The 24,613-nt window shown below is 62.3% G+C and carries 22 protein-coding genes and 1 other RNA gene; 12 read left to right on the top strand and 11 right to left on the bottom strand.

The window, feature by feature from the left end; all coding sequences use genetic code 11:
* Window positions 1–47: 47 nt before the first annotated feature.
* The 6 genes from EK416_RS00210 (at window position 48) to EK416_RS00185 (ending at window position 7,533) form a co-directional block, all read left to right on the top strand.
* Window positions 48–1,085, top strand: coding sequence for a CHAD domain-containing protein (locus EK416_RS00210; RefSeq protein ID WP_127075135.1), 1,038 nt, complete (start codon window positions 48–50; stop codon window positions 1,083–1,085).
* 5 nt (window positions 1,086–1,090) lie between these two features.
* Window positions 1,091–1,187, top strand: an RNA gene (gene ffs / locus EK416_RS00205) — signal recognition particle sRNA small type.
* 135 nt (window positions 1,188–1,322) lie between these two features.
* Window positions 1,323–3,032, top strand: coding sequence for a DNA polymerase III subunit gamma/tau (locus tag EK416_RS00200; RefSeq protein WP_127075133.1), 1,710 nt, complete (start codon window positions 1,323–1,325; stop codon window positions 3,030–3,032).
* Window positions 3,033–3,132: 100 nt separating this feature from the next.
* Window positions 3,133–3,453, top strand: coding sequence for a YbaB/EbfC family nucleoid-associated protein (locus EK416_RS00195; RefSeq protein ID WP_127075131.1), 321 nt, complete (start codon window positions 3,133–3,135; stop codon window positions 3,451–3,453).
* 652 nt (window positions 3,454–4,105) lie between these two features.
* Complete coding sequence (locus EK416_RS00190; protein ID WP_164729778.1) at window positions 4,106–6,640, top strand: circularly permuted type 2 ATP-grasp protein; 2,535 nt, start codon at window positions 4,106–4,108, stop codon at window positions 6,638–6,640.
* Window positions 6,637–7,533 carry a transglutaminase family protein gene (locus EK416_RS00185; protein ID WP_127075128.1) on the top strand — a complete coding sequence of 299 codons (897 nt, stop codon included), beginning with the start codon at window positions 6,637–6,639 and terminating at the stop codon, window positions 7,531–7,533. Before EK416_RS00190 ends, EK416_RS00185 begins: the two co-directional genes overlap by 4 nt.
* Window positions 7,534–7,715: 182 nt before the next feature.
* Here EK416_RS00185 and EK416_RS00180 read toward each other — a convergent pair whose 3' ends face one another.
* The 3 genes from EK416_RS00180 to EK416_RS00170 form a co-directional block, all read right to left on the bottom strand.
* The gene (locus EK416_RS00180; protein ID WP_127075126.1) at window positions 7,716–7,988 is read right to left on the bottom strand and encodes a type II toxin-antitoxin system HicB family antitoxin; all 273 of its coding nucleotides are present in this window, start codon (window positions 7,986–7,988) and stop codon (window positions 7,716–7,718) included.
* Between the two features lie 368 nt (window positions 7,989–8,356).
* Window positions 8,357–9,556: a rhomboid family intramembrane serine protease gene (locus EK416_RS00175; RefSeq protein WP_164729777.1), complete on the bottom strand. Its 1,200-nt coding sequence runs from the start codon at window positions 9,554–9,556 to the stop codon at window positions 8,357–8,359.
* Window positions 9,556–9,942: a lysozyme inhibitor LprI family protein gene (locus EK416_RS00170; RefSeq protein ID WP_164729776.1), complete on the bottom strand. Its 387-nt coding sequence runs from the start codon at window positions 9,940–9,942 to the stop codon at window positions 9,556–9,558. Before EK416_RS00170 ends, EK416_RS00175 begins: the two co-directional genes overlap by 1 nt.
* Window positions 9,943–10,128: 186 nt before the next feature.
* Between EK416_RS00170 and EK416_RS00165 the strand changes: the two genes are divergently transcribed.
* From EK416_RS00165 to EK416_RS00155, 3 genes are all read left to right on the top strand, one after another.
* Entirely contained in the window at window positions 10,129–10,554 is a 426-nt protein-coding gene (locus tag EK416_RS00165) for a Rieske (2Fe-2S) protein (protein ID WP_127075120.1), read from the top strand.
* A gap of 265 nt (window positions 10,555–10,819) precedes the next feature.
* Window positions 10,820–11,185 (top strand): (2Fe-2S) ferredoxin domain-containing protein, encoded by a 366-nt coding sequence (locus EK416_RS00160; RefSeq protein WP_127075118.1) that lies wholly within the window; start codon window positions 10,820–10,822, stop codon window positions 11,183–11,185.
* Window positions 11,186–11,311: 126 nt separating this feature from the next.
* On the top strand, window positions 11,312–13,591 hold the full coding sequence (locus EK416_RS00155) for an NADP-dependent malic enzyme (protein WP_127075116.1): 2,280 nt from the start codon (window positions 11,312–11,314) through the stop codon (window positions 13,589–13,591).
* A 60-nt stretch (window positions 13,592–13,651) separates the two neighbouring features.
* On the opposite strand, the gene EK416_RS00150 is transcribed toward EK416_RS00155, so the two are convergent.
* Window positions 13,652–13,879: a hypothetical protein gene (locus EK416_RS00150; RefSeq protein WP_127075114.1), complete on the bottom strand. Its 228-nt coding sequence runs from the start codon at window positions 13,877–13,879 to the stop codon at window positions 13,652–13,654.
* A gap of 213 nt (window positions 13,880–14,092) precedes the next feature.
* Window positions 14,093–15,826 (bottom strand): MFS transporter, encoded by a 1,734-nt coding sequence (locus EK416_RS00145; RefSeq protein WP_210210954.1) that lies wholly within the window; start codon window positions 15,824–15,826, stop codon window positions 14,093–14,095.
* Between the two features lie 372 nt (window positions 15,827–16,198).
* Here EK416_RS00145 and EK416_RS00140 point away from each other — a divergent pair, with 372 nt between their 5' ends.
* Window positions 16,199–17,707, top strand: coding sequence for an alkaline phosphatase family protein (locus tag EK416_RS00140; protein WP_127075112.1), 1,509 nt, complete (start codon window positions 16,199–16,201; stop codon window positions 17,705–17,707).
* 83 nt (window positions 17,708–17,790) lie between these two features.
* On the opposite strand, the gene EK416_RS00135 is transcribed toward EK416_RS00140, so the two are convergent.
* From EK416_RS00135 to EK416_RS00125, 3 genes are all read right to left on the bottom strand, one after another.
* Window positions 17,791–19,434 (bottom strand): Na+/H+ antiporter, encoded by a 1,644-nt coding sequence (locus EK416_RS00135; RefSeq protein ID WP_127075110.1) that lies wholly within the window; start codon window positions 19,432–19,434, stop codon window positions 17,791–17,793.
* 113 nt (window positions 19,435–19,547) lie between these two features.
* Entirely contained in the window at window positions 19,548–20,321 is a 774-nt protein-coding gene (gene fabI, locus EK416_RS00130) for an enoyl-ACP reductase FabI (RefSeq protein WP_127075108.1), read from the bottom strand.
* A gap of 513 nt (window positions 20,322–20,834) precedes the next feature.
* Window positions 20,835–21,371: a hypothetical protein gene (locus tag EK416_RS00125; RefSeq protein WP_127075106.1), complete on the bottom strand. Its 537-nt coding sequence runs from the start codon at window positions 21,369–21,371 to the stop codon at window positions 20,835–20,837.
* 126 nt (window positions 21,372–21,497) lie between these two features.
* On the opposite strand from EK416_RS00125, the gene EK416_RS00120 reads away from it, so the two are divergent.
* Window positions 21,498–22,379 (top strand): BrxR family helix-turn-helix transcriptional regulator, encoded by an 882-nt coding sequence (locus EK416_RS00120; protein ID WP_127075104.1) that lies wholly within the window; start codon window positions 21,498–21,500, stop codon window positions 22,377–22,379.
* Window positions 22,380–22,438: 59 nt separating this feature from the next.
* Here the strand turns inward: EK416_RS00120 and EK416_RS00115 are convergent, their stop codons facing one another.
* On the bottom strand, window positions 22,439–22,687 hold the full coding sequence (locus EK416_RS00115) for a DUF6496 domain-containing protein (RefSeq protein WP_127075337.1): 249 nt from the start codon (window positions 22,685–22,687) through the stop codon (window positions 22,439–22,441).
* Here EK416_RS00115 and EK416_RS00110 point away from each other — a divergent pair.
* Window positions 22,686–22,985: a hypothetical protein gene (locus tag EK416_RS00110; RefSeq protein ID WP_164729775.1), complete on the top strand. Its 300-nt coding sequence runs from the start codon at window positions 22,686–22,688 to the stop codon at window positions 22,983–22,985. The two genes, EK416_RS00115 and EK416_RS00110, sit on opposite strands and share 2 nt — an antisense overlap.
* 116 nt (window positions 22,986–23,101) lie before the next feature.
* Here EK416_RS00110 and EK416_RS18195 read toward each other — a convergent pair whose 3' ends face one another.
* Both EK416_RS18195 and EK416_RS00100 read right to left on the bottom strand, forming a co-directional pair.
* Window positions 23,102–23,305: a KGG domain-containing protein gene (locus EK416_RS18195; RefSeq protein ID WP_127075100.1), complete on the bottom strand. Its 204-nt coding sequence runs from the start codon at window positions 23,303–23,305 to the stop codon at window positions 23,102–23,104.
* A gap of 454 nt (window positions 23,306–23,759) precedes the next feature.
* Window positions 23,760–24,521, bottom strand: a complete 762-nt coding sequence (locus EK416_RS00100) for a matrixin family metalloprotease (protein WP_127075098.1) — start codon at window positions 24,519–24,521, stop codon at window positions 23,760–23,762.
* Window positions 24,522–24,613 lie beyond the last annotated feature (92 nt).

Raw genomic sequence — 24,613 nt, 5'->3', positions numbered from 1 at the left:
GCAAACCCGATTTTGAAAAAACAATCCCTCGTCCAGAGCATACTCAAGTGAATTATCGCCTAAATCTGTTCGAGCCATTGAGCCAATCGGTTTCTTCGGTAGGCTGCGAGCAACTGGACGCCGCGATTGAAAGGCTCATGGGCGCCGAGCATGACGAAACGGCCGTCCATGCGGCGCGGCGGCATTTCAAACGTACCCGCGCGCTTATCGCTCTCGTGAAAACGGCAGATAGAGGCGACGCGGCCCGAATCTCGCAGGGGCTGATTTCGCATGCGGGACGGCTTCTGTCCGCCAGCCGCGACGCGCAGGTGGCCGTGGGCGCGGCTGAAACGCTCCGCGCGGAATTCGCGGACGCTTCCCACGAACGGCTTTTCTCCGATCTGTCTTCATGGCTTGAGGCAAGGCGCGGGAATGCGTTGGAGCGGGCGGTTTCCGAAAAGATCGGAAATGCCATCGCGGAAGTCGCCAAGGCGAAAGCGGGTCTCTTCCAGTTCGATTTCGGCGACGCTTCCGTAAAGGATTTGCTCGGCGCCGCGGTGCGAACATACAAGCGCGGTCGCCGCGCGATGAAGAAAGCGCTCGCTTCCGGACACGCCGAGGATCTCCACGAGTGGCGAAAACAGGTGCAGCGCCATTGGCGTCAAACGCTGCTTCTGAGAACGGCGTGGCCAAGGGAAGCGAAGGCCCGCTCGAAACTTGCCAAGACGCTTTCGGACGCGCTCGGCCTCCATCACGACCTCGCGGTGTTGCGCGACATGATCGAGCAAAATCGCGCGGTGTTTCGCTCGCCTTCCGACGTCAATACGCTTCTGCGGTTTATCGATGAGAAGCAGGCCGCGCTGCTGGCCGATGCGAAGGAGCGCGGCAAGCACCTCTACGCGGAGAAGCCGAAAGCGTTCCACGCACGGCTGAAAGCCCATTGGAGGAGCCTCAGCCGCACGGATGAAAATGGCCGTGACCGCCGGAAAAGGCAGAAATGCACGAAGAAGCCGCCATGCGGGCCCGGCTGCAAATGCGAAAAAAAGCGCGCGGCCAAGGCTGAACGCAAAGCCCTCTTGCCAGAGACGCGCGAAACGGCGATATAGGGGGCGGGAGGTTGGCGCAGGCGTATCGCTCGCCAACCGGGTCAGGTCCGGAAGGAAGCAGCCCTAACGAATCCGATGCGGGTTGCTGTCCAGCCTCTCACCGCCGTCTTTCGCGGCTTTTCTTTTACCGCCTTGTTGTTGGCGGTCGTCGCAGTTGCTTCTGCGACAGAAGGCTTTGATGCCGCCGTCGCGGCACCATGATCGGGCGCATGACGGTCCGCCTGCCGGATCTGGGACATGAGCAACAGCGATAACGCCTCGGCGCTCCCCACCTCCGAAGTTTCGGGCAAGGCGCAATCCTATCTCGTCCTCGCGCGCAAATACCGTCCGCACACGCTAGACGATCTCATCGGTCAGGACATTCTCGTCCGCACGCTGCGCAACGCATTCGCGATGGACCGCATCGCGCAGGCCTACATGCTGACGGGCGTTCGCGGCGTGGGCAAGACCACCACCGCCCGCATCCTCGCCCGCGCGCTGAATTACGAGCGCGACGGTCTGCCGGACCGCCCGACGCTCGACATCGCCGAACTCGGCCGCCATTGTCAGGCCATCATGGAGAGCCGCCATGTCGACGTGCTTGAAATGGACGCCGCCTCCAACACCGGCATCGACGACATTCGCGAGATCATCGAGGCGGTTCGTTACAAGCCGGCGTCGGCGCGCTACCGCGTGTTCATCATCGACGAAGTTCACATGCTGTCCAAGTCCGCCTTCAACGGGCTTCTGAAGACTCTCGAAGAGCCGCCGCCGCATGTGAAGTTCATTTTCGCAACGACCGAAATCCGCAAAGTCCCCGTCACGATCCTGTCGCGCTGCCAGCGCTTCGACCTGCGCCGAGTCGAGCCGGAGCTTCTTTCCGCCCATTTCGCGCACATCCTCGAAAAGGAAGGCTACGCCGCCGATGAAGCGGCGCTGGCGCTGATCGCGCGGGCGGCGGAAGGTTCCGTGCGCGACGGGCTGTCGCTGCTCGATCAGGCGCTGACCATGGCCGAAGGCCGCCTCACCGCCTCCTCGGTGCTCGACATGCTGGGCCTTTCGGGCCGCGCCGCGATCTTCGATCTGCTGGAGCGCATCTTCGATGGCGATGCGGCGGGCGCGCTCACGGCACTCGGGGCGTTGAACGAGCGGGGCGCTGACCCTTCACTGATCATTTCCGACGCGGCCGACGCGGTGCATGCGCTGTCGCGCCTCAAGGTGCTTCCGGGCGCCTATCCGCCGGACCTGTCGGCCGAGGATCGCGCGCGCGCCGACCGTCTCGCGGCGGCGCTTCCGGTTCCCCGCCTCGCCGTTGCCTGGCAGATGCTTCTCAAGGGGCTGGATGAGACTGCGCGCGCGCCGCGTCCCTTTGCGGCAGCAGAGATGCTCGTCATCCGCATGTGCTATACGGCGCAGTTGCCGTCACCCGCCGATGTCATCGGAGATCTGAAGGGTGGCGAACGAGCCGCAGTCCGCGATTCGGCTCAAGGCGCGCCGTCGCCGACCGCCGGTTTCGATGCCGCGCGCCCCCGCGCAATCGCCTCACGAGGAAACGAAGGGGCACAGGCTGTCGCGCGCATCGTTCAGGCCCCGGAAGAAACCGCGCCCCGCTTCGGATCTTTCGAGGATATCGTTGCCGAGGCCGCAGCCACCCGCGACATCAAGCTCAAAATCGCGCTTGAAGAACAGGTCGAACTCGTGAAATTCGGCTCTGGCTTTCTTGAACTGCATCTTCTCGAAGGCGCGCCGCAGTCGCTCGCTCCCGAGCTTGCGAAGAAACTGCAAGCCTGGACCGGCGAGCGCTGGATCGTTTCGCTCTCGGAGGAGCGCGGGCTTGCCCCGCTCGGCGCGCGCATGAGGGACGAAAAGGCGCAGGCCAAGGAAGAGATTCGCAAGCATCCTGCGGTGAAGAGCATTCTTCATCATTTCCCGGATGCCGAGATAACGGATGTGCGAAAGCTCGATTGAGAGCGCCCGGCGGATCGTCCGGCGCGGATCGGTCGTTGAGCAAGAATGGGTTCCGGGCTTCGGCCGAGGCTTCTGAACCGAACCAAGGAGAGGTTTCCTAATGAAAAACATCATGTCGATGATGAAGCAGGCGCAAGAACTGCAAACCAAGATGGCCGAGCTTCAAACCGAGCTTGAGACCATGCAGGTGGAAGGCACCTCGGGCGGCGGACTCGTCCGCGTGCGGCTCACCGGCAAGGGTGTGATGGCCGGTCTGTCCGTCGATCCGAGCCTCATCAAGCCGGAGGAAGCCGAAATTCTGGAAGATCTGATCGTTGCCGCCCACAACGACGCAAAGCAGAAGTCCGAGCAGGTCATGGCCGAGAAGATGCAGGCGCTGACGGCGGGTCTGCCTCTGCCTCCGGGCCTGAAGCTGTTCTAGTGATCCGATTCCGACATTTGCATCCGCTTGCAGCACGCTTGCGAGCAAATGTCGGAATCGAAAGGACCACGAGCCACATCATGATTCTAGTGGAGCTATTGAATTTGACATTTGAGCTAGAGCGCGCAGCCACCGGGACTCAAATGTCAAATTCGCTCCACTAGCGACTTGCGGCGGCCTCTCCTCGCTTGAAGAGCAGCTGCCATCACCAACGCTTTTGCGTCGGGGATTTCTTTTGGCGCCGGTGTTCGATCACCTGGCGTTCGGGCTTGTCATGGAGCGCGCAGATGATGCAGGCTCAGATCCCCGAAGAAACTTGTTTATTATCCGGATTGTCGAACGACGGGCGCCGTCGATTTTCTTGAGACCGAAACGCCAGGCTGGAGCGGAGTTGTCCGAACGCATGGCGCTCGCACTCCGCGCCGCCTTGTCGCATCCGACGGCAATCATTTTTTGCCAAAGGCGCAACATTATTAGCGTTTCCAACCGCCACGCTGGCGAAGCCCCGGAAGGAATGTTACAATTGGGTGAAACTGGAAGCATTCCACGGCCGCTTGGGGGCGAAATGATCGACCGAAACGGATGGTGTCCTCCGGCAATGCCGGGGGAAGCTTAAGTGCAGGCCATGAGCAGCACGGTGCAAAATCCCATTATGCCGCAGGACTTGCTTGCAGCCTACACGCCGCCGACGGTCGGGCACGACGAAGCCATCGATGCCGACGGAAGAATCCGGCCTCAGTGGCGCGCGTTTTCCGAGGCTTTCGGCGCAATTCCCCTTGAGGAGCAGGCGCAGCGTCAGGAGCGGCTTCGCCGCCTCGTCGCCGAGAATGGCATAGCGCACGACCTCTTCGCCGAGCCCGGCAGCCGCCAGCCCTGGTCGATCGACCTCATTCCCATCATGATTTCGGCCGGCGAGTGGGCGATGCTGGAACGCGGCCTCATCCAGCGGGCGCAGCTTTGCGACATGATGGCCAAGGACTTCTACGGCTCGCAAACCCTGCTTCGCTCGGGCCGTGTGCCGCCGCGTCTCGTGTTCAGCGATCCGGCCTTCCTTCGCGCCTGTCGCGAGCCGAAAAACACCGGGCATCTCATCAATTTCTTCGCCGCCGACCTCATACGGGACGCAAGCGGCGAATGGCGCATCATCGATGTGCACGCCGAGACGCCGGCGGGCGTGGGATTTGCTCTGGCGAACCGGCTGCTGCACGGCCAGCTCATGGGCGACGTCTTCCGAGACTGTCGCGCGGTCCGGCTCGCTTCGCATTTCCAGCAGATTCAGACCGAACTTCTGCAGCGCATCGAGCGCGACGACCCGCTCATCACTTTGCTTACCCCCGGTCCGAGGCACGACGACTATTTCAGCCACGCCTATCTTTCGCGCTATCTCGGCTTCCAGCTCGTGGAAGGCGGCGATCTGCGCGTGATCGGCAGCCGCGTGTACATGAAGACGCTCGAAGGGCTGAAGCCCATCGATCTCATCATCCGCTGCGTGGAAGGTTCGCATTGCGATCCGCTCGAACTCGATCCGAACGGTTTTGCCGGTCCGGTCGGGCTCGTGCAGGCGCTCAGGCGCAATCCGCGCCTGATGATGAACTTCCTTGGCTCGTCGATCATGGAGAACCGGGGGCTCGGGCCGCTTCTGCCCGACATCAGCCGCGCGCTTCTCGGGCAGGATCTGGTGCTCCACGACACGCACCGCCGCTGGCTCGGCGACATGGAATCGCGCGTCTTCGTGTTCGCGCATCCCGAGCGCTTCGTGATCCGCCACGCGCATGAGGGCACGGGGCGCCCGGGCCGCGCCGAAGTCGGCATCATGCTCGAAACGCTGACGCCCAAGGCGCTCGACGCGCTGCGCTTCGAGCTCGATGTGAACGGGCAGGATTATGTGGCCGAGGAGCGTTCGGACAGCGCCTATGCGCCGTCCTGGACGGCCGAAGGGCTGACATCGCGCCGCTTCGCGATGCGGCTGTTCGTGGCCGGAATCGATGGCGACTATCGCGTGATGCCGGGCGGTCTCGCCATGTCGCTCGACGGAACGCCGGGCGTCGCCATGTCGGCGCGCGACGGTCATTCGCGCGACGTGTGGATCGCCTCCGACGACGATGTCATGCCACCGCATATCTCGCTGATGCGCCCGGCCGCCGAGGTGGCGCGCGTGCTGCGCGCGGGCATCGGCCTCAGAAGCCGCATCGCGGACAACCTTTATTGGCTCGGCCGTTATTGCGAGCGCGCGGACTGGGTGATGCGTCTCATGCGCGGTGCGTTGAGCCGCTCGGAGGACTCCGGCACGGTGCCCATCGGTGCGGGCGGACGGCGCGCGCTCGAACTCATCCTGTCGAAGGATCAACCCGCTTCGGCGGCGGGGATCGGCCACGATCCGCGCGCCATCGAGCAATCGGTGCGCCTGCTGATGACCGCCCCCGGGCGCTCGCACAGCCTGCCTGGCCTCGAAAGCAACATGCTGCGCGTGGGCAGCATCGTGCGCGAGCGCCTTTCGCTGGAGGTGTGGCAGACGCTGCTCCGCTTCTCGAACATCGCGTCTCCGCAGGCGAACGACCTCTCCGACTCGGTGAAGCTGCTCGACAGGCTCAACGCGGGCATCGTCACCATGGCGTCGCTCAACGGGCTGACCGCCGAGAACATGACGCGGAACTACGGCTGGCGCTTTACCGACATCGGGCGGCGGCTCGAACGCGCCTATAATCTGGCAGAACTGCTTCTGGCGCTGTTCGGCGAAGTGCGGCGCGAGGACGACGAGACGGCGCGCCTCTTCTTCGTGCTGAACGTGGCGGACAGCACCATCACCTTCCGCCAGCGCTATCTGTTCGCGCCGATCCTCTCGCTCGTGCTCGACCTTCTCATGGTGGACGAGGCGAACCCGCGCGGTATCGGCTTCCAGCTCTGCGCGATCACGGATCATCTTCAGGCGCTTCCGCAGGCGTCGCCCCATGCGCCGCACAATGAAGAACAGCGGCTCATTCTTGAACTCCTGACGAAGGTGCGCCTGGCAAAGGTCGCGAGCCTTGAGCATGCCGACGCGTCCGGCCGGCGCGTCGAGCTTCAGGAGTTGCTGGGCGCCCTGATTTCGGGCTTGCCGAAGCTTTCCGAAGCGATTACGCGCCGTTACTTCAACCTGACCGAAGACGAGCTTCGGCGCGTCTACACCCGCTTCGGTAGCCATTCATGAATTTCGAGATCAGTCATCGAACGACGTATCGCTATTCGGCGCCGGTTTCGCAGTCCCACCATGTCTTGCACCTGACGCCCCGCTCCCACTATCGCCAGACCGTCTCGCGGCACAGCCTCATCATCGATCCGGCACCCGCCTCCAAGGCGGAGATGATCGACGATTTCGGCAACCCCGTCTCGCTCATCGCCATCGAGCAGGATCACCGCGAATTGCTGATCCATTCGCGCGCGCAGGTCGAGGTGTTCGCGCCCGCGCCGATCGATACGCACCGCACGGCAAGCTGGAACGACGTCGCCGCGCAACTTCGCGCCAATCTCGGCCCGGAGACGTTCGAGGCCATCCAGTATTCCTGCCCCTCGCGCTTCATCCGCCCGTCGCGCGACATCCACAAATTTGCGCGGTCGAGCTTCGTGGAAGGCCGCCCGATGCTCGAAGCCGTGCAGGATCTGACGGCGCGCATCAACCGCGATTTCAAATATGAGAGCGGCGCGACCGATGCCGCGACCTCGGTCGAGGAAGTGCTCCGCATCCGGCGCGGCGTGTGCCAGGACTTCGCTCATCTCGAAATTGCCTGCCTGAGGACGATGGGCCTCGCCGCCCGCTATGTAAGCGGTTACCTGCTCACCTATCCGCCCGCCGGGCAGCCGAAGCTTGTCGGCGCGGATGCGAGCCATGCGTGGATTTCGGTCTGGTCGCCGGAAATCGGCTGGGTCGATTTCGACCCGACGAACAACATGATCCCGGGCGAGGAGCATATTGCCATCGCCTTCGGGCGCGACTTTCAGGATGTAAGTCCCGTCAGCGGCGTGCTGCTCGGCGGTGGCGAGCATGAGGTCGAGGTGGCCGTCGACGTCAATCCCGTCAACGGTTGGGCTAACATCACGCGTTAATAAAACGAAAACTCAATTGTATCGTAAGCAAACTGCGTATGCTGCCGCAGTCACAGGTAACGCATCGTCGTCCCAACCCGCTTGGCGTAGAAGATACCGATCAGAAGACATTATATCTTCTACGCGCGATCTAACAGCATCAAGCTCGGAATTGAGATCGTTGATTAAAGCTTATCGCTTTTCTAACGTTCCGTCTGCAGCTTAACCAAATGAGCCACATCTTCCCGGTGGGTCTGCGCAGCTTTCGCAGCAGACCCAGGCTTGGGTACGTCTCTTCCCAGCCTTTTAGCCTCGTCGCACCATTCGTCTACGGCAAGCCTTAAATATTGCAGAGCTTCAGCATCGGTTTCTCCATCTGACATACATCCCGGTAAATCAGGGGCATATGCTAGAAATCCGCCACCATCCTTTTCAGGAAGCTTGATGACAACTGCCGGATAGGTAGCGTCAGTCATCTCTCTCCACCTTTCATACAACGCTCGATATGAGCATCGATGAGCTTAACAAACTGCTTTATATAAGGTGCTTTGATCGGTCTGTTATAAGGTATCGTTAACACGTACTGACTCACAAGGTCACTTGCTATCTTTTAATGTGATCCCCTTGTCGGAGCCATAACGCTACACCGACATTATCACATATTTTTTGGATATCCTCGATCGTCCAGTCCGACTTCGGATTATCTCTCATGGACGAGAGGAGCTTGCCATATTTTTTGCTCATCGTGCTGCGACGAGCTTCTTCGGCACGATTCTTCAAGACATTGATCCGTGTTCGGAGTTTTTAAATCTTTACCCGAATCGATGATTAAGATCAATGTAGCTTATCGCGGGCAAAGCCCCGCATTTTCGAGCAGGATCTGGCGTTCGCCGCTGGAGGCGCAGACCGGGCTTGCCATCTCGGCGGCCTCCGCCCGCCGCCCGCTATCCTTCAGGAGCAGCGCAAGGTTCACCCGGATCAGATGCTCAAGCTCGGGCTTGAAGAACGTTCGCAGCATCTCGCGGTCGGCAAGAGCCGCGCGCCATTCGCGTTCCGCGCCGGCATTGTCGTTGTCGCCTTGCAGGGTGACGGCGCGGTAGATATGCGAGCGGGGATCGCGGGGAAACTCGGCGAGAAGTTCCGCCGAACGGGTCCGTATCTCGTCGATGCCCTTGGGTAGCCTTGCATCCGGGATGATGAAGACGGCCAGGGTCTGCGAACTGTAGGTCGCCGCGACCTGCGAAGCGGCGAATATCGCGCCACACAGGCCGAGTACCGCCACGAGAAGGGCCGTCTTGCGATGCGGCGGCGCTTCGCCGTCCGGATGCCAGAGGCCGAGCAGCGTCGCTCCCACAATGCCACCCGCGACCGCGCCGCCGATATGCGCAGCAAAGTCGATCCGTTGCCCGAACAGCCCGTCGAACAGCGGAATGAGCGAAGGGATGAGCACGCCGAGCGAGCCGGACAGCATCAGCCGCCGCTGGCGCGAATGCTTCGGAAAGCGGTAAGCGATGACGAGCGCCGCCGCGAAAAGCCCCATGATCGCGCCCGACGCGCCGACCGAAATCAGGTCTGCCGCGTTGATGGCAAGCGAGGCCAGCCCGCCGCCGAGCGCGCCGACCACGAAGATCGCTGCGAACCAGCTGGGGCCGACCACGCGCTCCAGCGCAGCGCCCGCAAAAAGAAGTGCGAGGCCGTTCAAGGCAAGGTGCGGCACGCCGCCATGCAGCAACGGCGCCGAGAAGAGCCGCCACCACTGGCCGCCTTCGACGACGAGGCTCTTGTCGAGCGCGCCGAGCGCGACGAGCGTCGAGATGCCGGGATCGAAGAGGGTGCCGCTTCCTGCGATGCGGAACACGGCTTCGCACAGATAGACGGCGAGGATGACGCCGATCAGGCCCAACGTGGCGGTCAGCGGCGGGCGCTGGTATTCGACCGCGTCCTGCAGCGGCGAGGCGGGCGGCATCCGCTCGCCAGCAGGAAGGGAATCGCCGGCCACGGCTCCGCCGGTATCGCGGGCGCCTTTCATGGGCGTTTCTTGCATCAGTCCGCCTTCAATTCCTTGGTCCGGTCTTTCGTCATATCGTTCAAGCATCCGGCGACGATCAGGTCTTCGCTCGTTCCGCCAATCATCTTGGCGCCCTGCCAACTGCAATTGGCGTCGCGAAAACGAAGCCACAAGCGCTGCGCCTCGATCAGCCGCCGCCGCCTCTCGCGGGTGTCGGCGTCGTCGGCGGAATATTTTTCGAGAAGCCGTTTATAAATCGCGTTCAGTTCGCCGTCGTTTCGCTCATAATCGCGACCGATGCAGTTTCGCGTTTCGACGGTCGAATTCGCCGTGTCGAGACAGGCTTCGAGCGGCTCGGCGGCATCGGCCTGCGCAGGCGCGCCGACGAGTGCCGCAGCAAAAACAGCCAGCAAAATTCTCATCGTCCCTCCCGGAAAAAATCTCTCCTCCCCGACACTATGCGAGCGCACCATGCCTGCGCGGAGCGCCTTGCGCAAACGATTAGCATCCGGCCTGAAATGGTTCTAAGGTAAGGGCGCGCCGGGGGGCATGCTCCTTGCATCACATCGCGAAAAGATCATGGCGCAACCCAGCACAGGGACGGACATATGACCGAGACCAAAGAAACCATCGTCTACGCTGTTTGCGAGGCGAACATCGCGCCCGGCTGGGTGCAGCCCTTCACCCTTGCGAAGGTCGGACCGGATGGCAAGGAAGAGCCTTTTCCCATCCTCATCGTGCGCGACGAGGCGCGGAAGTTCTACGCCTACGTAAACGCCTGCCCGCACGAGAAGCGGCCGCTTTACGAAGAGTCCGAAAACTATGTGTCGGACGGGCGGCGCCATCTGCACTGCATGCAGCATGATGCGCGGTTCGAGCCGAGTACGGGGCTTTGCGTCGAAGGCGAGTGCAAGTTCCAGAGCCTCGAAAGCATCCCTGTCGCGATCATCGACGGCGACGTGTGCATCGCGGGCGTCGAGCTTGCGGAGGATGACGACGCCGGGCCGCCGGAGATCATGATCGTTTCGGAATAGCGGCTCGCGGGATCGCGAATTTGCGGGCGGTGTGCAAAAGTGCACCGCCTTTTCTTCGAAGGGCGCCGAAGCGGCGCGGTCAGCATGCGTCATTTTGGCCGGAACGGAACATTCGCTTTGTTTAATTAGTCCAGTTCCAGCCCCCGCCCCGGCCTACACAGCGCAACACTCCCCACCGTTCGCTCTTTCTACACCTGTGAGGGCTTTCGGTACGAACCTTGCTCTTTGCCTTCTGCCGCGCGCGGCTGATGCACAGGAGAAGCGAATGACCGAAGCCCTCACAACCGCCCCCGAGGGCAGACCCTTCGACCTGCCGCTTGTGTTCAAGCGCCACGTCTTCATCTGTGCGCAGCAGAGGCCGCCGATGCATCCGCGCGGCAGTTGCGCGGCCTCGGGCGCGATGCCGCTGATCGAGCGGCTTTCCGCAAAAATTCAGGCGCTGCAAGACCCGGAACTCGCCGTCACGGTGACGGGCTGTCTCGGCTTCTGTCAGGCGGGGCCGGTGGTCGTCGTCTACCCGGAGGGGATCTGGTACGCGCCGAAGTCTGTCGAGGACATCGACGAAATCTGCGTATCGCATCTTTGCGAGGGAGAACCGGTCGAGCGGCTCATCTTCGTCCCGAAGGTGTGATTGCGCTTTTTGCTCTATCCTCGCATGGCTGATAGTCGCGCGGCGGCGTAGCGCAAGCGTGCATTGAACAGGCGGCGCGAATGGCCTAGCTGTGGGGCGACAAACACCCGCAGGAGAACGGCCCCGATGGCGAAGGATTTCAAGCAGAGCGCGATCGAATATCACGAGAGCGAGCCGCCGGGAAAACTCGCCGTCACGCCCACGAAGCCGCTGTCGACCCAGCGCGACCTTTCGCTCGCCTATTCGCCGGGCGTCGCGTTTGCCTGCGACGAGATCGTGGCGGACCCGGCGGCGGCGGCGCGGCTTACCGCGCGCGGCAATCTGATCGGCGTCATCACCAACGGCACAGCCGTTCTCGGCCTCGGCAATATCGGTCCGCTCGCCTCCAAGCCGGTGATGGAAGGCAAGGCCGTGCTTTTCAAGAAATTCGCCGGCATCGATGTTTTCGACATCGAGGTGGACGCGAAAGACCCCGACCGCTTCGTCGATGCGGTGGCGGCGCTTGAGCCTACCTTCGGCGCGATCAACCTTGAGGACATCAAGGCGCCCGAGTGCTTCGAGATCGAACAGAAACTCCGCGAGCGCCTCAAGATCCCCGTCATGCACGACGATCAGCATGGCACGGCCATCGTTGTCGCCGCCGCGATCCTGAACGGGCTGAAGCTCGTCGGCAAGGATATCGGCAGCGTGCGCCTCGCGTGCTGCGGCGGGGGCGCGGCGGCGCTTGCCTGCCTCAATCTGCTCGTGAGCCTCGGCCTCAAGCGCGAGAATATTTTCGTTTCCGACCGTGTCGGCGTGGTCTACGAAGGCCGTACCGAGGAGATGAATCCCTACCTCGCGCGCTATGCCCAGCCGACGAACTTCCGCAAGCTCGCAGAAACGCTGGTCGATGCGGATATCTTCCTCGGCCTTTCCGCACCGCGCGTCGTCTCCGCCGACATGGTGAAGACCATGGCGGACCGGCCGATCATCATGGCGCTCGCCAACCCGACGCCCGAGATCATGCCGGACGAGGTGAAGGCCGTGCGCCCGGACGCGATCATCGCCACGGGCCGGTCGGACTTCCCGAACCAGGTCAACAATGTCCTGTGTTTTCCCTTCCTGTTCCGGGGTGCGCTCGATGCGGGCGCGACCGAGATCAACGAGGCGATGAAGAAGGCTTGCGCGATGGCCATCGCCGACCTCGCGCAGGCCGAGGCGCATGACATCGTGCTGACGGCCTACGGCGCGGAGAGCTTCCATTTCGGGCCGGATTATATCATTCCGAAGCCGTTCGATCCGCGTCTCATCACGCGGCTTGCCCCCGCCGTGGCCCGCGCCGCCATGGAGTCGGGCGTCGCCACACGCCCCATCGCCGATTTCGCCGCCTATCGCGAGAAGCTCGTGCGCTTCGTGTTCCGCTCGGGCCTCGTCATGAAGCCCGTGTTCGAGGCGGCGAAACGCGCGCCGAAGCGCGTCATCTTCGCGGAGGGCGACCGCGTCAAGGTTCTGCAGGCAGCCTATCAGGTGCTGTCGGAAGGCATCGCGCAGCCGATCCTCGTCGGCAGCCGCAAATTCATGGAAGAGCGCCTGCGCGACCTCGCATTGCCGATGAAGCCCGGCGTCGATTTCCAGGTGTTCGACCCGACCGAAGATGCTAGCGTCGATGATCTCGCCGCAGCGTACCACCGTCTCACCGACCGCAAGGGCATCACACGCTCGGATGCGCGCGTTGCCGCGCGTCGGCAGAACACCGTGATCGCGGCGATGCTGCTGAAACGCGGCGACGCGGACGCGTTGATCTGCGGCACGACCGGCCGCTTCGACAGGCACTTGAAGGACATCGGCGACATCATCGGCTTGCGCGCGGGCGTCAGGAATTTCGCCGCGCTGAACGCGCTTGTGCTCGAGTCCGGCACGTTCTTCGTCGCCGATACGCAGGTCAACTACGACCCGACCGCCGAGGAAGTGGCGGAAGCCGCTTCTCTCGCGGCGAAGCAGGTGGCCCGCTTCGGCCTGACCCCGAAACTCGCCTTCCTGTCGCACTCGAACTTCGGCAGCGCCAACACGCCAAGCGCGAAGAAGATGCGGGAGGCGCTGCAACTGTTCTGGGAGCGTGAACCGGGTGTCGAGGCCGAGGGCGAGATGCATTCCGACATGGCGCTGGCGGAAGGTGTGCGGCGCGAGCTGTTCCCCTATTCGAAGCTCGAAGGGGAGGCGAATGTGCTCATCATGCCGTCGCTCGACGCGGCCAACATCGCCTATAACGCGATCAAGGTGCTCGGTTCGGCCATCTCCATCGGCCCGATCCTGCTCGGCGCGGCGATGCCCGCTCATATCGTGACGCCCTCCGCCTCCGTGCGTGGCCTCGTGAACATGACGGCGGTGGCCGTCGTCGGCGCGGGCGAAAGCCGGGAGGCGGACTGACACCTGTCAAGATCGCGCGGCGGGCTCGAAGCTCACGCCCCCGCCGCGCTTTGTCGCTCCCTATCTCACAACGGGACCCGGTCCGGGGCATGCCCATTTCCGGCCCATCGCACACAAGCGGCGCATGCGCGCTTCCCTGATCTTCTGCTTCTTGTACCAGTCGGCGGATGCGAAGGGCGGGTAGTAGCATCCACCCTTACCGTCCGGAAGCGAGCCGCCGCTGCAGGCAGCCCAGGCGGCGCCGCTGAAGCAGACGGTCATCGCGGCTGCCGCGATCATTCGTTTCATCGTTTCCTCTCCTGTCGGTATTTTTTGGCGCGCTGAACGCGATTGAAGTGAAACGCGTTTCTCGCGCGTTGGCTCACGGGCTTGCCCGATGCATCGACAAACGACCGCGGATGCCTTGCGAGGCATTAACGGAAACGAAAAAAGCCCGCGTAAAACGCGAGCTTTCCCAATGAGTGGCAGCCTCCGGGGCCTAAGCCCCGGGGCGAAGTTTCGTTAGTTGATGATGTCGCGGCCCTTCGTCTCGCGCAGGAAGAGCACGCCGAGGACGAGGGTCATGATCGCCACGATGATCGGATACATCAGGCCGGCGTAGATGTTGCCCGTCGAGGCCACGATGGCGAAGGCGGTGATCGGGAGGAAGCCGCCGAACCAGCCGTTGCCGATGTGATAGGGCAGCGACATCGCGGTGTAGCGGATGCGGGTCGGGAAGAGTTCGACGAGCATCGCCGCGATCGGGCCGTACACCATCGTCACGAGGATGACGAGGTAGACGAGGAGAGCGACAACGGTCCAGCTCACGCCTTCGAGCGAAGACTTGGCCGGATAGCCAGCGGTCTTGAGCGCTTCGGCGAGTTCCTTCTTGAAGCGGTCGCCCTGCGCCTTCGCATCGGGGCCGGCAGCGTCATAGGACTGCACTATCGTATCGCCGATCTTGATCGAGGCTGTGCCAGCCGCGCCCGTTTCGTTGATGTAAGGCACGCCGGCCTTGACGAGCGAGGACTTCGCAACGTCGCAAGGCGAGGTGAACTTCGACTTGCCGACGGGGTCGAACTGGAGACGGCACTGGCTCGGATCGGCGAGGACCGTCACCGGTGACGTGTCGATGGCCTTGGCAAGCTGCGGGTTACCGGCATGGGTCAGGAGTTCGAACACGCCGGGATAGGCATAGGAGCCGAGGCCGAGAGGCTTCAGAAGGCCCGTCGGGTAGTAGGTGAGGATCGCGAGCAGCAGACCCAGCATGATGATGGGCTTGCGGCCGATCTTGTCGGAGAGCCAGCCGAAGATCACGAAGAACGGCGTGCCGATGAGCAGCGCAATCGCGATCATGATGTTCGACCAGTAGGGATCGACCTTGAGCGTCTGCGTCAGGAAGAACAGCGCGTAGAATTGGCCCGTGTACCAAACGACGGCCTGACCGGCCGTGAGGCCGAGAAGCGCGAGAAGAACGATGCGGCCGTTGGTCCAGTTGCCGAAAGCTTCCGAGAGCGGAGCCTTGGAGGTGCGGCCCTCTTCCTTCATCTGCTTGAAGACCGGCGATTCGTTCAGGGTCATGCGGATCCAGACCGAGATGCCGAGCAGCACGATGGAAACGAGGAAGGGAATCCGCCAGAAGCCGTATTCCGCCGCGAACGAGGCAGCCTTTTCGGCAGCGGTATCGCCGGGCGAGAACTGGCGGCAGAGCAGGATCACGATGAGCGAGAGGAACAGGCCGAGCGTCGCCGTCGTCTGAATCCAGCTCGTGCGATAACCGCGCTTGGAGGGTTCCGCATGCTCCGCCACGTAGATCGCAGCGCCGCCGTATTCGCCGCCGAGTGCCAGGCCCTGCAGCAGGCGCAACCCGATCAGGATGACGGGCGCCGCGACGCCGATCGTGTTGTAGCCGGGCAGGACGCCGACGAGGAAGGTCGACAGGCCCATGATGAGGATGGTGATAAGGAAGGTGTATTTACGGCCGACGAGATCGCCGAGGCGGCCGAACACGATGGCGCCGAAGGGGCGCACGAAGAAGCCCGCAGCAAAGGCGAGCAGGGCGAAGATGAACTGACCGGACTCGGTCAGGCCCGAGAAGAAGTGCGAGCCGATGATGGCCGCGAGCGAACCGTAAAGGTAGAAGTCGTACCACTCGAAGACCGTCCCGAGCGATGACGCAAAGACCACCTTGCGCTGTTCCGCCGGGCTTATTTCCCCGGCAGGCGTGTAGGCTCTTCCTGCTGCGATGTCTGTCACTAAACCCTCCCAATCTTGGATATGCGTCTGTTTTCGAAAAACCGGACAAATGGCGGTTGCCGGAGGCGTTTCCGGTGCGCGAATACATCGCAGATTTAGCATAGCTCCCATGCGACGGAGCTAAGACATTGGGGCTAAGACTTTCGGACTACCGTTGAAAACAAAACGAAAAATTTAAAAATACCCACGAAAGAGGGAGGAGGGGCGCCGCCAGACCGGGACCTCATCCATTCGCGCGGCGCATGTCTGACATGATCGGGAATCGGTGCGAAACCTGTCCCGTTCGGGCGTCGACACATATCTGTGACAAGGCCGTCGTAAGAGGGAAGCCAGGGTTTGCCGATCGGCTGGCAACCCATCATGGAGCACGACATGACATCACGGACCGTCGCTGTCGCCCTGGGGTTCGCGGGCATTGCAGCGCTTTGCGCACCAGCGGAGGCGCAGAGCATCAAACAGGCTCAGGACAGCTATTTTCTTGCGGCGAAAGCGGATCTCGAAAAGATCCTCGCGCGCCAGCCCAACACGAAAAAGGCCAAAAACATTATCCTTTTCGTCGGCGACGGCATGTCGATTCCGACGGTGACGGCGGCGCGCATCCTCGACGGCCAGCGGCGGGGCGGCGACGGCGAGAGCAACTCGCTCGCCTTCGAGACGCTTCTTCCCTACGTGGCGCTGTCGAAAACCTACACGCATGACAGCCAGGTGGCGGACTCTGCGCCGACCGCGACCGCGATGGTTTCCGGTGTGAAGTCGGTCAACGGGACCATCGGCGTCGATCAGCATGTCGTGGTTGGCAATTGCGCGAGCCAGAAGGGCAACGAAGTCACAACGATTTTCGAACTCGCGGAAAAGGCCGGGCTTTCGACCGGCATCATTACGACCACGCGCATCACCCACGCGACACCGGCTGCCGCCTACGCCAAGACTGCGGGCCGCGACTGGGAAGTCGACACGAACCTGCCCGGCCCCGCGAAGGCGGCAGGTTGCAAGGACATCGCAACCCAGCTCATCGAATGGCCGGCCGGCAATGGTTTTGAGGTGATTTTCGGCGGTGGCCGCTCGTACTTCCTGCCGAAGGAAGCTGCCGATCCCGAGTACGAAGGCAAGACGGGTGCTCGCGCCGATGGTCGAAACCTCGTCGAAGAGTGGCAGCGCAAATACAACGATGGGGCCTACGTCTGGAACAAGGCGCAGTTCGATTCTATCGACCCGGCCAAGACGGGCCATGTGCTCGGCCTTTTCGAGCGCAGTCACATGCAATACGAGGCGGAACGCGAGAAGGACAAGGCGGGCGAACCCTCGCTCGCGGAGATGACCACCAAGGCGATAGACCTTCTATCGCAGAACAAGGACGGTTTCGTGCTGATGGTGGAGGGTGGCCGTATCGACCACGCCCATCATGACGGCAAGGCCGGACTCGCGCTTCTCGACACGCTGGCGCTCGACGAGGCGGTAAAGGCCGCCTACGCCAAGGTCAATCCCGAGGAGACGCTGATTATCCTCACAGCGGATCACAGCCACGTCTTTTCGATCTCGGGCTATCCCAAGCGCGGCAATCCGATCCTCGGCCTCGCCGGTTATGGCCTCGACGGCAAGCCCTACACCACGCTCGGCTACCTGAACGGTCCGGGGGCAAAGGCGAACGAGCCGCGCGCCGATCTCAACGGCGTGGACACAACCTCCCTCGACTTTCGCCAGCAGTCGCTGATTCCGCTCGACGCGGAATCGCACGCGGGCGACGATGTGGCGGTTTTCGCCCAAGGGCCTTCGGCGCATCTCTTCCAGGGCGTGATCGAGCAGAACATGATCTTCCACGTCATGACGCACGCTTCAGGTCTTCTGGAAAAGGCGGGCACGGAGTCTGCCGCCGTGAAGTAGACAGTCTCGCCGCACGGGGGGATACGGCGCAAGCGAGACGGGAGACGGTCGCCCATGGCGGCCGTCTTTTTTTGTGCCTCGGCTCAGGCCGACATCAGCCGCGCTTCGATGAAATCGAGTTCGCGGACGAACTTGCGCGCCACTTCCTCCGAAATCTGCCGGGAGCGCCGGAGGCGCAGAATCTCCATGCGCTCGGCCCGGATCGCTGCGAGACGAAGCTCGCGTTCGATCTCGTAGGCGCGGCGCACCGCTTCGCGGCCTTCGCCGTCGGCCGACTTGTCGCGGATGCGCTGTCGGTAGAAGTCGCCGATGTTCGCCGCGACATCTGCGTAGAGAGCCGCGTCTTCGAGATCGTCTCCCCCGGAACGCTTGTGCGTCTCGATGGCTCTCAGCGCGGCTTCGGCGACGAGACTTCGAGCCATGTCCTCTTCTTCCTCCCGCGCCGGTTCCGGCGGAAGCTTGAGTTTGCCGAGGAGAAACGGCAAGGCGATGCTGGCGATGACGAGCGACACGATGATCACGCCCGCCGCGAGGTAAATCGCGAGGTCGCGGGCAGGAAATGGCGTAAGCCCGTCCTCCATCACGAGGGGAAGCGTGAGAACGCCCGCGAGAGTTATCGCCCCCCGCACGCCCGCGAGCGCGGTGACGGCGACGAGGCGCCAGCCCGGCTTCCGGATGACTTCGCCCCGAAGCGCCGCGCGAAAAAGCGTGAAGCGCAGCGACACCCAGACCCAGACGAGACGGAGCGCGATCAGCGCGGCGCTTATGGCGACGACGTACATCATGAGCCACGCTGGATCGCTATGGCCTGTGTCGCGTACCACCTGCGCGGCTCCCGCCCCGATGGTGGGCAACTGCTCGCCGAGAAGCACGAAGATCACGCCCTTGACCGCGAACTGCACCGTATCCCACACGGCGGCCCGGCTGACCCGCGTCAACGCCATGGCCTGGCCGGTCTGCTCCGCGTAGCTCATGGTGATGCCGGCGGCCACCGCCGCCAGAATGCCCGAACAATGGAAATGCTCGGCCAGAAGATAAGCGCCGAACGGTATGAGAAGGCTGATGAGGATCTGCGTGCCGGGGTCTTCGCCGAAGGTGCGGGCGAACCAGTTTTTCGACCGTGTCACCGCCCATGTGACACCGGTGCCGATGGCGATGCCTCCCGCCGCGAGCCAGACGAATGTGCCGGTTGCATCGATGAGCGAGAATGTTCCGGTCAGCGCCGCGGCCACGGCAAACTGCATGCAGACGAGGCCGGATGCGTCGTTCAGGAGCGACTCGCCTTCGAGAATGTGCATGAGCCGCCTCGGCACGGGAACGCGCTGGGCAATGGCGGACACCGCGATCGGGTCCGTCGGCGATACCACGGCGGCGAGTGCGAAGGCCACCGCGAGCGGCATCGACGGGATGAGCCAATGCACAAACAGCCCGACGCCGAGCACCGTGAAGATCACGAGGCCGAAGGAGAGTTCCAGGATGGTCGTCGCGTCGCGGAACAGCCCTTCCTTCGGGATGCGCCAGCCGTCGAGAAACAGCAGCGGCGGCAGGAACAGCAGAAAGAAGATGTCCGGCTTCAGCTCCACGCCGAGATCCGCGATGTTGGCGACGCCCGCGCCGAGTGCGATCTGGACGAGCGGCAGCGGCAACGCGACAGGGAGCGCGCGCGACACCCATCCGCTCAGCACAACCGCGAGTGCGAGCACGAGGGCGGTCGTGATCGTGTCCATTTTCCTACCTTTCAACGGCGCGCTGGTCTGATCGGCTCGCGCCGGAGCGTTGCGTGGAGGTCGAGGTACGGCCGCAAGCGCAAGCCTGCAACTGTACCTCGGTCTGACTTGCGTCAGGCTACCGTGTGGAAGCCATTGTCGGCGAACACAACGGAGCCGTTCGTCGAGGCGCCCGCATCGCTTGCAAGGAAAGCGGCCACGCGGCCGATATCCTCGATGCTGACGAGGTGATGACCGGGCGTGCGCTGGCGGACTTCATCGAGAAGCTCATCGAAACGTCCGATGCCCGAAGCCGCGCGTGTCTTGACCGGACCTGCGGAAATGGCATTGGCACGGATGCGCTTGTCCGCAAGGTCGGCGGCGATATAGCGGACTGTCGATTCGAGCGCGGCCTTCACCGGGCCCATGAGGTTATAGTTTTCGACGACCCGCTCCGATCCGTAGAACGTGACCGTCAGCAGCGAGCCGCCGTCGCTCATCAGCGGCACCGCGAGTTTCGTCGTGCGGATGAAGGAGTGGCATGAAATATCCATCGCGAGCGCGAAGCCCTCGGCCGAGCAGTTAACGACGCTGGTCTGCAAGTCCTCGCGCGGCGCGAAAGCGATGGAATGCAGCACGAAATCGAGCTGTCCCCACTGGCGGGCGATGGTCTCGAACACCTCTTCAAGCTGGCCGGGAACGCGGACATCGCAGGGAACGAGGATTTTGGCCTTGAGCGCCTCGGCAACGGGACTGACGAATTTCAACGCCTTGTCGTTGAGGTATGTGACCGCGAGTTCCGCACCGGCCTGATGAAACGCCGCAGCACAACCGGCCGCGATGCTGTTTTCGTTCGCTATGCCGATAACAAGGCCGCGTTTTCCGTTAAGATCCACGATAGCGGTCATGGCAATTCCTCTTCGAGTTTGAACACGTTCCTTTCGCGTTCTCCCTGAACATTGCCTTTTCCGCTTTCTGATGTGCGGTTTACGATCGCTCGCGCGCGCATTCTCATGCGCCGGTCTTGCGGCTCATGAGTCAACGGTGGCCGCTACGGCTTCGCGTGTTTCGTCCTCGCCTCCGCGTAGAGGCGCGCGCGTCGTTGATAATGCACAAACCTGACAGGAATGCGATGATTGCGGCAAATCGGCTCGCACATTTCCGGGCCGCGGGAGCCGATGAAACGACCGGGGGATTGCGTGAGATCCTCGCCGCGTCGCGCCCATGGCCGCCGTCTGTGTTCCCGGCGTTGGCGCTTCCCCGGCACGCGTTCAGCGCTCCGGCGACAGTGAAGCGCATTGCGAAGAGCGCCTCCGCGAGAGTGTGAAGCGATTTTCCGATGAGATGAAAGCGCTTGCCGGGGAGGCGACTGAAGGCAACGGCGGAGCGGCGGAAAATTGGATCGCGCGGCGACGGTTTGTCTAATGCGGCAGCGAGGTCGGCGTATCCGCGATGCGATTGCGGCCTCCGGTGCCAGCCATGTCGACAAAAAGATGCTGGTTGCGGTCGAAATCGACGCCGTGGCGGTCGACCCACGCACGGACGCTTGGCACGCCGCAGAAGACAAGCACACCTTTGCCCTGACGAAGACGAAACAGCGCTTCCCGGCGCACGAGTTCGTCGCCGTCTCGCGCATCTTCCTCCATCAGAAGCGAGGCTGGAACGCGAAGTTCGTCGATCCGGATGCGGTCGGGAGCCTGATATGCGGCAGAATGCCGGAGCCAGAAGACATCGCCGAAGTGGCGGCAGGCGTTCCGTTCGGTAATGCACACGGTTGCGAGGCCATCGCGGCCGGATTTCTTCAGATGGCGATGCAACTCCGTCATCGCTTCCGGCCCACCATCCGTGTCGAGGTCGGGGCTGGAAGCCTCCTTCGAATAGACGAGCGAGGACCGGCCGTCTCCAATGTCGATGAGGAAGGCTCCGGCGGCCGCGATAATGTCAATCTTTACACCCATGACGGCGCACCTTCCGCTCAAAATTTTGTCTACCCCGTTGAAAGACAACGAGAACCACATTATAGTTCAATTATGCGTATAATTTTATGACCCGTCAAGAAACTTGATCCGTAGGGAGAGCAAAATTTGGATACGGCGGACGAGCGCCTGCGCTGGGGCACAGAGCAACGTCTGGAGTTCATCGAGTTTCGCGCCTTCTGGGAGGGCGGGATTCGCCGAGGCGACATCACCGGGCGATTTGGCGTTTCCGTGCCGCAGGCTTCCAATGACCTTGCGCTGTACCAGCGCCTTGCGCCGCTCAATCTGCGTTATGATTCAAGCGAGAAGCGTTACGTGCCGACGGCGGAGTTTCAGCCCCGCTTCATGAAGCCCGACGCGGACCGTTATCTCGACCAGCTCTGGTGTGTCGCCGACGGGCTTATCGGCCTTGACGACACCTGGATCGTACGCGCGCCGGAAGCGGGCGTCGTGCCGGTGCCGAGGCGCCGCATAGACGCCACCGTGCTGAAGCGTCTCGTCGGTGTCATCCGGGACCGGCATTCCATCGAGATCCTCTATCAGTCCATGGCGCCGGGCCGTATCGATGGGCCGATATGGCGGCGCATCACCCCGCACGCCTTCGCGCATGACGGAATGCGCTGGCACGTTCGGGCTTTCTGTCACAGGGATGAGAAGTTCAAGGATTTTCTTCTGTCGCGGTGCCGCGACGTGCGCGATGAGGGGGAGGCAGGGGCGAACGCGGCGGACGATATCCTGTGGCACACGACGTTCACGGCGGTTCTCGTGCCGAACCCCGAGCTTGCGCCGAGCCAACAGGAAACCATCGCTCTCGATTACGGAATGACGGACGGACAGGCCGAGATCCCGATGCGGCGCGCGCTGCTTTACTATTTCAACAAGCGCATGCGCCTCGATGTGCCGGCGGGGGTCGACAAACCGGCCGAAAGGCCCGTCATTGTGGCAAATATCGAGGCGTTCAGGAAAGCGCTTGCTGAGGCGTCAGGGTAGGCGCTGAGCCGTTTATGGCATTCTACCCATCGCCTGCTACCCGCCGACCGGACGAAATATCAGAGATGGCCTTCCTTTTGCTGTTTGGCGGTGGCCCCTTCGCGCTCCTTCCTTTTCGTGCGGCGGAGATTATCGCGATTTTTTTGTGATGAGTTCCGGTTTGAAGCCCCAGCCTCGTTCAGCGCGATGGCGACGGCCTGCTTGCGCGATTTGACCGGCTTACCGGTTCCCGACTCCAGCTCGCCATGCTTGAACTCGTGCATCACGCGCTCGACGACTTCCTTCTGACGGGGGGATTCCTTTGGCATGAGCTTCTCTCCTGAGCGAACGGCCATCAGGCCGCCCGCCGTTGCTTTACCTGCTATCGAAGGCCGACCGTTGACGCTCACGCGTCTTTTCGCTTCGCTGGACGAGTTCGGTGTTTTGGCGTTCACGCCTCCTCTGCAGGAAGCGAGCAAAATGCACCGCCGCGAACACGAGAACGATGCCCAATGTCACGAAGGCCAGGGTGGGGATAATATTTTCGTTGTTGATCAAGCTTTCCTCCTTGTTTCATCGATTTTCGCCGATGTGTTGAGAGAAGGAACGCGTCGCGGTCTGGATTGATCCGAAAGAAAAGCGGGTCTTTGGTAAACCGGCCGATCAAAAGACTATAAATTTTTATATTTGACTCATATCGTTGAAAAAGAAACGGCGGCCACGCCGCCGTTTCTTCCGATGATCTATTTGTTCTTGTGGCTTTGCTGGCCAGCTTTTACGTGCTGTTCATGGGTGCCGCCCTGCGTGGACGAGGAACGACTGCCCTGACCGCCTTGCGATTGACCGCCGTGGGATTGCTCGCCGCCCTTCTTGCCTGCCTCGGAAGCGCGCTGAGGGTTATTCTTGAAGTTGCCGGGATTTTTGTCCTGCGACTGTTTGTCAGCCATGACTGAGACTCCATTTGGAACATGCGATCTCTTGTTGCCGTATCGCGTGGGAAGGAAAAGGCGTTGGAGCGTGGTAAGTTCCGTGAAGAGGTTTGGAAAAAATCATTCTCCAAGACAGACCGCTTCGCCAGAAATTCATTCCGAATGAGCGAAGCGCGGATTCGATATGATCAGTGTAAGAAGTAACAACGATGCAGGGAATGGCCTCGCTTCTTGCGCCGTCTACGGAATGAAATCCGCAGCCCGCTCTGGCGTCCTGGACGAGGCGCGGGTTCTACTTGATCGTGTACGTCATATTGTTAGCATTGCTACACAGCGCGAGATGTCGGTCTTGAGACACAGCCATTGTGCTGCACAAGCCGCGGGGGGAGGGCGGCATCATCTTGCCGCTCATCGAAAAAAAAGACGGCCGAAGCCGCCTTTCGTTCTGCCGAATTGAAGGAGCGACGCGCCTTCAGCGCGAGGCGACGCCATAGAGGCGTTGCACGCCCGCGATATCCGAGGGCTGCAATGTCCGCGCCTGTTCATCGTAGCGGTAGCCCATGATGGCCCCGGTCGCGTCCGGATGGTCGAGGCCGATGGCGTGGCCCACCTCATGTGTGAAGGTGTGACGGAGGTCGTACACATTGAGATTGCCGTCGAAGCCGACTTTCCATGGCGACTTCGGATTGAGACACACATAGGCCTGATCGATCGCCACGGCGTCGCCCTCGCCGTCGACCCGCGCGCCTTCGGCAGGTGCGGGCGCGGCAGGCTTGCCGAGCGCCATGGTCACGGGAGTCGGGATGCCCTTTCCGCTGCGGTAGCTGAGATTTGCGAATGCCCGGCCGCCCGGATCATCGGCCGCGCCGATGACGATCTCGGCGGCGGTCGGATCGGAAACCTCGTGGAACGCGATGTTGGCGACGCTCTCCCACGTGCGCAGAGCCTCGCGCAGTTCTTTCCTGGCTGCCTCTTCCGTCACGCCCGGCGATACGGCGACGATGTCTGCGAAAGATCGCATATGGGCGCAGTTGCTCGGACTAAGGATGCTGCGATTGCTTTTGACGTTGTAGGGGGCCGAGAGAAGCGCATAGGTGATCACGGTCGTCTTGCCGGGCGCTTCGGGCGACCAGCGCATAGGGCGGCCATCGACCTGCAAGAGCACTCCTGCCTGCGCTGCCACGGTGTACCCGAAGCAAAGCGCCAGCATGCCTATCCGCAAAGCTCGTGTCATCTGAACCTACTTACTTCCCCTGCTCCTGCGGGATTACGCGATACCGCATATTAACTCACGCTTAAGACTAACAAATCAAGAACGTGATTGCC

This window comes from Rhodomicrobium lacus, assembly GCF_003992725.1.
GTDB lineage: Bacteria > Pseudomonadota > Alphaproteobacteria > Rhizobiales > Rhodomicrobiaceae > Rhodomicrobium > Rhodomicrobium lacus.
The sequence above is the reverse complement of the archived record's forward strand: the minus strand, read 5'-3'. Positions and strand labels throughout refer to the sequence as shown.

What these genes read in the sequence shown, in the direction of transcription:
- EK416_RS00200 (WP_127075133.1), top strand. Translation starts at nt 1,323, where the DNA reads ATGAGCAACAGCGATAACGCCTCGGCGCTCCCCACCTCCGAAGTTTCG.
- EK416_RS00195 (WP_127075131.1), top strand. Translation starts at nt 3,133, where the DNA reads ATGAAAAACATCATGTCGATGATGAAGCAGGCGCAAGAACTGCAAACC.
- EK416_RS00190 (WP_164729778.1), top strand. Translation starts at nt 4,106, where the DNA reads ATGCCGCAGGACTTGCTTGCAGCCTACACGCCGCCGACGGTCGGGCAC.
- EK416_RS00185 (WP_127075128.1), top strand. Translation starts at nt 6,637, where the DNA reads ATGAATTTCGAGATCAGTCATCGAACGACGTATCGCTATTCGGCGCCG.
- EK416_RS00180 (WP_127075126.1), bottom strand. Translation starts at nt 7,988, where the DNA reads ATGACTGACGCTACCTATCCGGCAGTTGTCATCAAGCTTCCTGAAAAG.
- EK416_RS00175 (WP_164729777.1), bottom strand. Translation starts at nt 9,556, where the DNA reads ATGCAAGAAACGCCCATGAAAGGCGCCCGCGATACCGGCGGAGCCGTG.
- EK416_RS00170 (WP_164729776.1), bottom strand. Translation starts at nt 9,942, where the DNA reads ATGAGAATTTTGCTGGCTGTTTTTGCTGCGGCACTCGTCGGCGCGCCT.
- EK416_RS00165 (WP_127075120.1), top strand. Translation starts at nt 10,129, where the DNA reads ATGACCGAGACCAAAGAAACCATCGTCTACGCTGTTTGCGAGGCGAAC.
- EK416_RS00160 (WP_127075118.1), top strand. Translation starts at nt 10,820, where the DNA reads ATGACCGAAGCCCTCACAACCGCCCCCGAGGGCAGACCCTTCGACCTG.
- EK416_RS00155 (WP_127075116.1), top strand. Translation starts at nt 11,312, where the DNA reads ATGGCGAAGGATTTCAAGCAGAGCGCGATCGAATATCACGAGAGCGAG.
- EK416_RS00150 (WP_127075114.1), bottom strand. Translation starts at nt 13,879, where the DNA reads ATGAAACGAATGATCGCGGCAGCCGCGATGACCGTCTGCTTCAGCGGC.
- EK416_RS00140 (WP_127075112.1), top strand. Translation starts at nt 16,199, where the DNA reads ATGACATCACGGACCGTCGCTGTCGCCCTGGGGTTCGCGGGCATTGCA.
- EK416_RS00135 (WP_127075110.1), bottom strand. Translation starts at nt 19,434, where the DNA reads ATGGACACGATCACGACCGCCCTCGTGCTCGCACTCGCGGTTGTGCTG.
- fabI (WP_127075108.1), bottom strand. Translation starts at nt 20,321, where the DNA reads ATGACCGCTATCGTGGATCTTAACGGAAAACGCGGCCTTGTTATCGGC.
- EK416_RS00125 (WP_127075106.1), bottom strand. Translation starts at nt 21,371, where the DNA reads ATGGGTGTAAAGATTGACATTATCGCGGCCGCCGGAGCCTTCCTCATC.
- EK416_RS00110 (WP_164729775.1), top strand. Translation starts at nt 22,686, where the DNA reads ATGAGCTTCTCTCCTGAGCGAACGGCCATCAGGCCGCCCGCCGTTGCT.
- EK416_RS00115 (WP_127075337.1), bottom strand. Translation starts at nt 22,687, where the DNA reads ATGCCAAAGGAATCCCCCCGTCAGAAGGAAGTCGTCGAGCGCGTGATG.
- EK416_RS18195 (WP_127075100.1), bottom strand. Translation starts at nt 23,305, where the DNA reads ATGGCTGACAAACAGTCGCAGGACAAAAATCCCGGCAACTTCAAGAAT.
- EK416_RS00100 (WP_127075098.1), bottom strand. Translation starts at nt 24,521, where the DNA reads ATGACACGAGCTTTGCGGATAGGCATGCTGGCGCTTTGCTTCGGGTAC.